Source organism: Phenylobacterium sp. (assembly GCF_031412415.1).
Taxonomy (GTDB): Bacteria; Pseudomonadota; Alphaproteobacteria; order Caulobacterales; family Caulobacteraceae; genus Phenylobacterium.
The window spans coordinates 1-8,981 of sequence record NZ_JANOCX010000323.1 but is presented as its reverse complement, the minus strand read 5'-3'; the positions used below and the strand labels follow the sequence as shown (position 1 = coordinate 8,981).

11 protein-coding genes are annotated in these 8,981 nt (G+C 68.0%); 5 read left to right on the top strand and 6 right to left on the bottom strand.

The genetic code is table 11. The annotated features are described in order from the left end of the window. Both RMO04_RS15865 and RMO04_RS15860 read right to left on the bottom strand, forming a co-directional pair. Positions 1–931 (bottom strand): DUF6454 family protein (locus tag RMO04_RS15865; protein WP_309645743.1); only part of this gene is annotated, 931 nt, incomplete at its 3' end. 11 nt (positions 932–942) lie between these two features. Continuing rightward, entirely contained in the window at positions 943–2,208 is a 1,266-nt protein-coding gene (locus RMO04_RS15860) for an amidohydrolase family protein (RefSeq protein WP_309645742.1), read from the bottom strand. A gap of 118 nt (positions 2,209–2,326) precedes the next feature. On the opposite strand from RMO04_RS15860, the gene argB reads away from it, so the two are divergent. Genes argB through dapD form a run of 3 tightly spaced genes read left to right on the top strand, consistent with a single transcriptional unit; the run spans position 2,327 to position 4,727 of the window. Further along, positions 2,327–3,241 (top strand): acetylglutamate kinase, encoded by a 915-nt coding sequence (gene argB / locus RMO04_RS15855; RefSeq protein ID WP_309645741.1) that lies wholly within the window; start codon positions 2,327–2,329, stop codon positions 3,239–3,241. Next, positions 3,238–3,900, top strand: a complete 663-nt coding sequence (locus tag RMO04_RS15850; protein ID WP_309645740.1) for a pyrimidine 5'-nucleotidase — start codon at positions 3,238–3,240, stop codon at positions 3,898–3,900. The genes argB and RMO04_RS15850 overlap by 4 nt, the downstream gene beginning before the upstream one ends. Continuing rightward, complete coding sequence (gene dapD / locus RMO04_RS15845; RefSeq protein ID WP_309645739.1) at positions 3,900–4,727, top strand: 2,3,4,5-tetrahydropyridine-2,6-dicarboxylate N-succinyltransferase; 828 nt, start codon at positions 3,900–3,902, stop codon at positions 4,725–4,727. Before RMO04_RS15850 ends, dapD begins: the two co-directional genes overlap by 1 nt. A gap of 21 nt (positions 4,728–4,748) precedes the next feature. Here the strand turns inward: dapD and RMO04_RS15840 are convergent, their stop codons facing one another. After that, positions 4,749–5,201: a cupin domain-containing protein gene (locus RMO04_RS15840; RefSeq protein WP_309645738.1), complete on the bottom strand. Its 453-nt coding sequence runs from the start codon at positions 5,199–5,201 to the stop codon at positions 4,749–4,751. 48 nt (positions 5,202–5,249) lie between these two features. Between RMO04_RS15840 and dapE the strand changes: the two genes are divergently transcribed. Beyond that, positions 5,250–6,398, top strand: coding sequence for a succinyl-diaminopimelate desuccinylase (gene dapE / locus RMO04_RS15835; RefSeq protein WP_309645737.1), 1,149 nt, complete (start codon positions 5,250–5,252; stop codon positions 6,396–6,398). Here dapE and truA read toward each other — a convergent pair. Both truA and fmt read right to left on the bottom strand, forming a co-directional pair. Continuing rightward, positions 6,374–7,129 carry a tRNA pseudouridine(38-40) synthase TruA gene (gene truA, locus RMO04_RS15830; RefSeq protein ID WP_309645736.1) on the bottom strand — a complete coding sequence of 252 codons (756 nt, stop codon included), beginning with the start codon at positions 7,127–7,129 and terminating at the stop codon, positions 6,374–6,376. The two genes, dapE and truA, sit on opposite strands and share 25 nt — an antisense overlap. Then, positions 7,129–8,055, bottom strand: a complete 927-nt coding sequence (gene fmt / locus RMO04_RS15825) for a methionyl-tRNA formyltransferase (protein ID WP_309645735.1) — start codon at positions 8,053–8,055, stop codon at positions 7,129–7,131. Before fmt ends, truA begins: the two co-directional genes overlap by 1 nt. An 89-nt stretch (positions 8,056–8,144) precedes the next feature. Here fmt and RMO04_RS15820 point away from each other — a divergent pair, with 89 nt between their 5' ends. Further along, positions 8,145–8,483, top strand: coding sequence for a hypothetical protein (locus RMO04_RS15820; RefSeq protein ID WP_309645734.1), 339 nt, complete (start codon positions 8,145–8,147; stop codon positions 8,481–8,483). 3 nt (positions 8,484–8,486) lie between these two features. On the opposite strand, the gene def is transcribed toward RMO04_RS15820, so the two are convergent. Then, positions 8,487–8,981, bottom strand: a 495-nt coding sequence (gene def, locus RMO04_RS15815; protein ID WP_309645733.1) for a peptide deformylase, incomplete at its 5' end; no start/stop codon positions are given.

Genomic DNA, 8,981 nt, shown 5'->3' with positions numbered 1-8,981 from the left:
AATCGAGGACAGCCTCGTAGACGAAGATCGTCGAGCGATTGTCGTCGGGCATGAAGCTGGCGCGCAGGCCACGCGGCGTGGCCTCCACGAAGAAGGGGTTCTGGGTCATGGCGCGGCCAGCCTTGGTCCACAGCGACACCGGCGCCTGCCAGGTCGGCCGGAAATCGTCCACATCGACCAGCTCGAAACCCCCGAGGGTGAAGCTGAACCCCGCCATCGGCGTCGGGTACGACGCCAGGCCGGAACACAGCATCCGTCGCCCGCCGACGAAGTGACAGTCCTGGTAGTCGACGTAGCTGGCGCGATTGGCGATCGGCTTGGCCCTGGCGCCGGCGACCGGCCACCCTCGCCGCATCGGCCAACGATAGAAGGCGCGGCCGCCCCAGTTCACCCCTATCAGCGCCTGACGCTCGCGATCATAGGCGACCGCGCCGATATGGTCGGCGACCCGGAGGACTTCCACCGCGCGAAGGGATCGCGGATCGACGCGATAGATGATCGAGGCGCTGTTGGGCCGATACTCCGCGACAGCGACCCACAGGAACTCGCCGTCGAAGTCGAGGCCGCCCGGATGGTAGATCGCGCCCTCGCCCAGAACGAGATCGCCAAGCAGCGCGCCGTCCGGCCCGATGCGGAAGAGGTGACCCCGCCCAGCGCCCTGGTCGCGGTCAAAGCCCCCCTGTGGTGTCGGATAGCGCTTCGTGTAGGTGAGAATTTCCACCGACGAGACGAAGGTGTCGGGCCCGATGCGGACCATGCCCTGCGGGTGATGGGTCTTGAACCCCACAGGCGTCGCGGAGACCTCCGTCCAGGTCGTTCGCCGGTCGAGCTGCATCACCCGCGCCGCCACATTCGGCGGAGCGGCGGCGGCCGGCGCCACGAGAACACAGATGCTCAGGGCCGCGAGGCGGAGCCAGGTCAGAGCGCGCAACGCCCCGGACCCTAGGGCCGCTTCACCACCACGCCGCCCTTCATGACGAACACCGGCTTTTCCAACGCGGTCACGTCGCTGAGCGGGTCGCCGATAACGCCCATCAAATCGCCGTAGCGGCCCACCGCCACCTGACCCACGTCCTTTTCCCACCCCAGCGCCTGGGCGGCGTTCACCGTGGCCGTCTGGATCGCCTGCAAGGGCGTCGCGCCATAACGGACCATGACGGCGAACTGCTTGGCGTTCTCGCCGTGCGGGAAGATACCGGCGTCGGTGGAATAGATGTGCCGCACGCCCGCCTTCAGGGATTTCTTGAAGTTCTGGCGCTGGATCTCGCCGATATCGCGGTCCTTCTGCAGGTTCTCCTCCAGCACGCCATTCTTCTTGCCCTCGGCCTGGGTGTAGTCGGTGTTGTAGATGTCCATACCGAACCAGGTGCCCTTCTGGGCGGCGAGCTTGATGCCCTCGTCATCCACCAGGCTGGCGTGTTCGATGGTGTCGACGCCGGCCTTGATGGCCGCGGTGATGCCCGGCGCGCCATGGGCGTGGGCAGCGACCTTCATGCCCGCCATGTGCGCTTCCTCGACCACCACGCTCATCTCGTCGAGGGTGAGTTGCTGCGCCCCCGGCGAGGTGCGGCGCGAGAAGACCCCGCCCGTCGCGCAGATCTTGATGACGTCGGCGCCGTACTTGCGCACCCGGCGGACGGCTTCGCGCGCCTGGTCGCGGCCGTTGGCCACATAGGGCGCCTGCTGTTCCATCGAGGGCGGGAAGTAGGTCGAGTCGCAATGCCCGCCCGTCGCGCCAAAGGAATAGGCCGCCGGCACCACACGCGGACCCGGCACGAAGCCGGCCTCGATCGCCTCCTTCAATCCGACATCGCCATAGAATTCCGATCCCACGTTTCGCACCGTGGTGAAGCCCGCCTCCAGGGTGTCCTTGGCGTGTCGGGTGGCGATCACCGTCCCGAAGGCGTCGGAAAACTGCAGCGAGGTGTATCCGCCATAGAGCGGCGAGGAGGTCAGATGGACGTGCATGTCGATCAGGCCCGGCAACAGGGTGACCCCCGGCAGGTTGACCTGTTCGGCGCCGGCGGGGATCGCGTCGCCCTGGCGGCCGACGGCGGTGATCCGTCCGTCGGTCACGATCACCAGCGGCTTCTCGGAAATCTTCCCTGTCGCCACGTCGATCAGGCGCTCGGCGCTGACCGCCACGGTCGCGGCGTTGGCCGAGGTGACGGAAAGCGCCGCGGCGGCGGCGAGAAGAATGGCGCGCATGAGATCCCCCAAAACTGGTCACGCGCAGGTTACGCATGGCTAGGCCGCGCGTCGAGGCGGTGACAGGCGGGCCTGGGTCCGCTATCGGAGCGTCCCGGACTTCAGAAGGGCCGCGACCTTGACCGACGACGCCGAAGAACAGGGCTGGGCCACCGCGAAGACCTTGGCCACGGCCCTGCCCTATATCCAGATCTATGACCGCGAGGTCGTGGTGATCAAATACGGCGGCCACGCCATGGGCGAGGAGAGCGTCGCGCGCCTGTTCGCCGCCGACGCCGTGCTGCTGAAGATGCTGGGCTGCCACCCGGTGGTCGTTCATGGCGGCGGGCCGCAAATCTCCCGGATGCTGGATAAGGCCGGCGTGAAGTCCAGCTTCATCGACGGGCTGCGGGTGACCGACGAGGCCACCATGGAGGTCGCCGAGATGGTGCTGTCGGGCGCCATCAACAAGGAGATCGCCAACTGGATCACGCTCGCCGGCGCCGAGGCCGACGTGCGCGGCGTGGGGCTGTCGGGCAAGGACGCCCGCCTGATCACCGTGGAGAAGGCGGTCCGCACCAAGAAGGATCCCGACAGCCAGATCGAACAGGCTGTCGACCTGGGCTTCGTGGGCGAACCGACCGCGATCGATCCCAAGCTGATCGAAGCCCTGATCTACGCCGACGAGGACTATGTCCCGGTGATCGCGCCCATCGGCACCTCGGTGGAGGGCATGACCTACAACATCAACGCCGACACCGTGGCCGGCGCCCTGGCGGGAGCCCTGAACGCCAAGCGCATGCTGCTGCTGACCGACGTGCGCGGGGTTCTGGACGCCAATGGCGAGTTGGTCCGCCAGATGACCGTCGCCGAGGCCCGCGCGGCCATCGACGACGGCGTCGCCACCGGCGGCATGATCCCCAAGCTGGAAACCGCCATCGCCGCCGTGGAGTCGGGCGTCGAGGCCGTCGTGATCCTGGACGGCCGACGGCCGCACGCGATGCTGGTGGAGCTATTCACCGAGCATGGCTCGGGAACCCTCATCTGCGCATGACCGCCGATCTGACCCATATCGACACCTGGCTCTTCGACCTGGACAACACGCTCTATCCTGAGGAGTCCGGCTTCATGGGCTCCGTCGAGGGGCGGATGACCGACTTCGTGGCCAAGGTCTCGGGCCTGCCCCGGGACCAGGCCTACGCGCTCCAGAAAAAGTACCTGGCGGAGCACGGTTTGACGCTGAAGGGCCTGATGTTGAACCACGGCGTCGACCCGGCCGATTTCCACGCCTTGTTCCACGACCTGTCGCTGGAGGTCCTGGCCCAGGATCCGAAGTTGCTGATCGCGCTGGCCAAGCTGCCGGGCCGCCGATTCATCTTCACCAACGCCGACGACAAGCACGCCGAGCGCGTGATGGCCCATCTGGGCCTGGCCGACCTGTTCGACGACGTCTTCCACATCCACTCGTTCGGCTTCGCGCCCAAGCCTGATCCCCTGGGCTTTCACCGGATGATCGAGGGCCACGGCATGGATCCCATGGCCACCGCCTTCTTCGAGGACAGCGAGCGCAATCTGAAGCCCGCCGCCGACCTCGGGATGACGACCGTCCTGGTCGGCCCCCGCGCCAGCGCCTCCAACGCCGATTTCGTCCACCACCGCACCGCCAAGCTCACGCCCTTCCTCAGCGAAGCGCGCCTGAAGGAAGCCGCCTGATGTCAAATGACCTGAAGTCCGTGATCGAAGCCGCCTGGGAGGCGCGCGACGAGGTCAACACCTCCACCCAGGGCGCCGTGCGCGAAGCCGTCGAAGAAACGCTGAACCAGCTCGACGCCGGGACCTTGCGGGTCGCCACCCGCGGGGACGACGGCGTCTGGACGACCCATCAGTGGGCCAAGCAGGCGATCCTGCTGTCCTTCCGCCTCTTCGCCAACAAGCTGGTCGAGGCCGACGCGCCAGGCCCCTACTGGGACAAGGTGCCGTCCAAGTTCACCGGCTGGGACGCCGCGCGCTTCGAGGCTGCGGGCTTCCGCGCCGTTCCGGGCTGCGTGGTCCGCCGCGGCGCCTTCATCGCCAAGGGCGCGGTGCTGACGCCGTCCTTCGTGAACATCGGCGCCTATGTCGATGAGAACACCATGGTCGACACCTGGGCCACGGTCGGCTCCTGCGCCCAGATCGGCAAGAACGTCCACCTGTCGGGCGGCGCCGGGATCGGCGGGGTTCTCGAGCCTCTGCAGGCCAATCCGACCATCATCGAGGACAACTGCTTCATCGGCGCCCGCTCGGAAGTGGCCGAGGGCGTCATCGTTCGCGAGGGCAGCGTTCTGTCCATGGGCGTCTACCTGACCTCCACCACTCCGATCGTCGACCGCCGTACCGGCGAAGTCTTCACCGGCGAGGTCCCGCCTTATTCGGTGATCATGTCGGGCAGCCGGCCCAGCCCCCACGAGGGTCTGCCGTCCACCTACTGCGCCGTGATCATGAAGACCGTCGACGCGCGGACCCGGTCCAAGACCAGCATCAACGAGCTGCTGCGGGACTGACCCGCCGCGTTCGCGGTCGCGCTAGTAAGGCGTCCCATCCTTGTGGACGTAGTCCGGCGAGTTCGCGGGGGCGTCCAGGTCGATGTCGGGATAATGGCAGCCTGACCCCTCGCGGCGCGAGCCGACCTCCAGCACCACGGCGACCCTGTCGCTGCGGTTCTGCAGGTGGTGGCCGTTGGCCACGTCGCTGGGAAAGCCCGCGAAGTCGCCGGCGACCAACACGGTCTCGACGCCCTCCTCCACCAGCACCACCTCGCCCTCCACGACCATCAGGAACTCGTCCTCCTGCTCATGCCAGTGACGTTGCGCCGACCATTGGCCGGGCGGCAGGCGCAGCAGGCTGACGCCGAAGTCGGTCAGGCCGACGGCGTCTCCCAGCTTGGTGCGGCTGATCTGGGCGCACATGGCGCTGAACGGCGGAGGGTAGCTGTCCCCGTGCTTTGTGAGTGCGACAGCGGGGTCGATCTTCGGCATGCGCAGGTTCCGTTTGCGATTGGGCCGCGCGAACCGTAAAGCGCGACCATGTCCGCCGCCATCGATCCCGTCGCCCTCACCCAGGAATTGATCCGCCGCCCGTCGGTGACCCCCGCCGACGAGGGGGCCATGGACATCGTTCAGCGCACCCTGGAGGCCCTGGGCTTCGCCTGCCGACGCATGAGGTTCGGCGAGATCGAGAACCTCTACGCCCGCTACGGGACCGCCCGGCCCAACCTCTGCTTCGCCGGCCATTCCGACGTGGTCCCGGTAGGCGACGCCGCCGCCTGGAGCCGCGAGGCCTTCGCCGCCGAGATCGTCGACGGCATGCTGATCGGTCGCGGCGCCGTGGACATGAAGAGCGCCGTGGCCGCCTTCGCCGCCGCCGCCGCCAAGGCGATCGCCGCAGGCCAGGTGAGAGGCTCGCTGTCCTTCCTGATCACCGGCGACGAGGAGGGCGTGGCGACTCACGGCACCAAGATGGTGGTCGAGGCCCTCAAAGCTGAAGGCGAGATCCTGGACCATTGCGTGGTGGGCGAGCCCTCCAGCGCCGAAACCTTTGGCGACATGATCAAGATCGGTCGGCGCGGCTCGATCAACGCCTGGATCACCGTTGATGGGAAACAGGGCCATGTTGCCTATCCCCATCGTGCGGCCAATCCGATCCCGGTGCTGATCGACCTGCTGGCCAAGCTTCAGAGCCACAGGCTGGACGACGGCTTCCTGGGCTTCCAGCCGTCCAATCTGGAAGTCACCACGGTCGATGTCGGCAACGCCGCGACCAACGTGATTCCGACCCAGGCTAAGGCGCGGCTGAACATCCGCTTCAACCCGAGCCACCGGGGCGCCGACCTCGCCGCCTGGATCGCGCGCGAAGCCGCCGCCATCGACTTCGCCGGGACCATCAAGGTCGAGCCGGTGATCAGCGGCGAGGCCTTCCTCACCGAGCCCGGCCCGTTCACCGACGTGGTCGCCGCCGCGGTGACCGACGTCGCCGGCCGCGCGCCGGAACTCTCCACCACAGGCGGCACCTCGGACGCGCGCTTCATCCGCGACCTCTGTCCCGTGGTGGAGCTGGGCTTGGTCGGAACCACCATGCACGCCGTCGACGAGCGCGCGCCGGTCGACGAAATCCACAAACTCCAGGCCGTCTACGAACGTCTGATCGCGCGCTATTTCGCGGCGTTCGGCGCGTAGTCCACGCCCGTTAGATAGAGGCCATCCGGCGGGGCGACCGGCCCGCAAGCCGCGCGGTCGCGGGCCTCCAACGCGTTTTTCAGGTCCCCGGGGCTCCACCGGCCGACTCCCACCTCGGCGATCGACCCGGTCAGGGACCGGACCTGGCGGTGCAGGAAGGAGCGGGCCTCGAAGACCAGCCGCACCTCGTCGCCCTCCCGGCGCACACTGGCGACATCCAGGGTCTTCTCCGGCGACTTGGCCTGGCAGTGAATGTGCCGGAAGGTCGTGAAGTCGTGATGGCCGATCAGGACCTTGGCCGCCTCGTGCATGGCCTCGGCGTCCAGCGGCTTGGCCACATGCCAGACCCGGCCTTGGTCCAGCCCCGGCGGCGCGCGCCGGTTGAGGATCCGGTACAGATAGCGCCGCCCCGTGGCCGAGAACCGCGCATGCCAGTCGTCTTCCACGCGCTGCGCGTCCAGCACGACGATTGGCTGCGGCCGCAGGTGGGCGTTGAGCGCGTCACGCACGACTTCGGCCCGCCAGTCTTTCGTCAGGTCGATATGGACAACCTGGCCGGTGGCGTGGACCCCGGTGTCGGTGCGGCCCGCCGCGTGGACTCGCAGCGTCTCGCCGCAGAAGCCCTCGACGGCTCGTTCGAGGGAGACCTGCACCGACGGCAGGCCGTCCTGGGCCTGGAAACCGCGATAGGGCCGGCCGTCATACTCGATGGTGAGCCGATAGCGGGGCATCAGCCCAGCACCGTCCCGACCGCCACAGGCCGCCCACGCAGGAATGTCGCCGCATCCTGCGGTCCCTTGCCCTCGCGTTGCACCCGCAGCAGGCGCACCGCGCCCTCGCCGCAGGCCACCAGCAGAGCGTCATCCAGGACGGCGCCAGGCGCGCCTTCAGCGTCTTCCAGGCTGGACAAGAGAGCCTTCACCCGCACAGGCCCGCGCTCGGTCGGCAGTTCGAACCAGGCGCCGGGAAAGGGCGACAAGCCCCGGATCTTTCGGTCGACCTCGACGGCGGGCTTGGTCCAGCGGAGGCGCGCCTCCTTGGGTCGGATCTTCTTGGCGTAGGTTTCGCCCTCGGCCGGCTGGGGCCTGGCCACCGCCACACCGCGTTCGACCGCCGCCATGGTGCGCGCCAGCAAGGCCGCCCCAGCCACCGCCAGGCGGTCGTGGAGGCTGCCGGCGGTCTCCAGGGCGTCGATGCGAAGGGTCTCGGACGCCAGGACCGGACCCTCGTCCAGCCCCTCGGTCATCTGCATGACCTCGGCGCCGGTGACCTTGTCCCCGGCCATGATCGCTCGCTGGATCGGCGCTGCGCCGCGCCAGCGGGGCAAGAGCGAGGCGTGCAGGTTGAAACAGCCCAGGCGCGGGGCGTCGAGCACGGCGGCCGGCAGGATTTGACCGAAGGCCACCACCACGCCGGCTTCCAGGTTCAAGGCCTCGAAGGCTTCGATGTCGGCGGGATCGCGCATGGAGACCGGCGTGCGGACCGGAATGCCGCGCGCCTCGGCATAGGCGTGGACCGGCGACGGCTTCAACTCCTGGCCCCGGCCGCGCGGGGCGGGGGGCTGGGAATAGACGCAGGCGATCTCGTGGCCGGCCTCCACGAGAGCGGCCAGGGCGGCGACGGCGAAGTCGGGGGTTCCGAGGAAGGCGATACGCATTGACGCCGGTTTAGCCGCGTGGCGAACTTTTAGGAACCGCGCGCAAGCTTGGCCGTTACCTTGAGCGCTCGGATAGGGAGTCCTGAACCATGCGCACCATTCTGACCGCTGCCGCACTTGTGGCCGTCTTCGGCCTCGCCGCCTGCTCGCCGGCGGAACAGGCTGACGCAAAGGCCGACGCCCAGACGACCGCCGACAAGATCGCCGCGGAGACCAAGGAAGCCGCCAACACAGTGGCCACCGAGACCAAGGACTTCGCCAACAGCCCTGAGGTCAAGCAGGCCGGCGCGGAGATCAAGGAAGCGGCCAAGGAAGCCGGGACCGCGGTCAAGGAAGGCGCCAAGGACGCCACGGTCGAGGCCAAGCAGGCGATCCATGACGCCACCGCCCCGACCCCGGCCGACAAGGCGCGCCAGGACGCGAAGTAGACCCTAGGCCGCGCGGGCCTGCTTCTTGACCTTGGCGACCGCGCGGTCGCGCTTCAGGCGCGAGAGATAGTCGATGAACAGCACGCCTTGAAGATGGTCCATCTCGTGCTGGATGCAGACGGCGAACAGGCCCTCGGCGTCCTCGATCACTTCCTCGCCCTGGTAGTTCAGATACTTGAGCTTGACGCGGTCGGGACGTTCGACCTCGTCGAAGATCTCCGGCACCGACAGGCAGCCCTCTTCGTAGGGGAGGGTCGCGTCCGACGACCAGAGGATTTCCGGGTTCACGAAGTAGCGCGGCGCGGGCTCTTCCTCGGGACCGGCGAGGTCCATGACGATCACCCGCTTGGGCACGCCGACCTGGATCGCGGCCAGGCCGATGCCGGGAGCGTCGTACATGGTCTCCAGCATGTCATCCATGAGCGCGCGCAGCTCATCGTCGACCTTCTCCACAGGCTGAGACACCTGCTTGAGGATCGGATCGGGGACGACGAGGAT

What these genes read in the sequence shown, in the direction of transcription:
- RMO04_RS15850 (WP_309645740.1), top strand. Translation starts at nt 3,238, where the DNA reads ATGACCGCCGATCTGACCCATATCGACACCTGGCTCTTCGACCTGGAC.
- dapE (WP_309645737.1), top strand. Translation starts at nt 5,250, where the DNA reads ATGTCCGCCGCCATCGATCCCGTCGCCCTCACCCAGGAATTGATCCGC.
- truA (WP_309645736.1), bottom strand. Translation starts at nt 7,129, where the DNA reads ATGCCCCGCTATCGGCTCACCATCGAGTATGACGGCCGGCCCTATCGC.
- dapD (WP_309645739.1), top strand. Translation starts at nt 3,900, where the DNA reads ATGTCAAATGACCTGAAGTCCGTGATCGAAGCCGCCTGGGAGGCGCGC.
- RMO04_RS15820 (WP_309645734.1), top strand. Translation starts at nt 8,145, where the DNA reads ATGCGCACCATTCTGACCGCTGCCGCACTTGTGGCCGTCTTCGGCCTC.
- RMO04_RS15840 (WP_309645738.1), bottom strand. Translation starts at nt 5,201, where the DNA reads ATGCCGAAGATCGACCCCGCTGTCGCACTCACAAAGCACGGGGACAGC.
- RMO04_RS15860 (WP_309645742.1), bottom strand. Translation starts at nt 2,208, where the DNA reads ATGCGCGCCATTCTTCTCGCCGCCGCCGCGGCGCTTTCCGTCACCTCG.
- fmt (WP_309645735.1), bottom strand. Translation starts at nt 8,055, where the DNA reads ATGCGTATCGCCTTCCTCGGAACCCCCGACTTCGCCGTCGCCGCCCTG.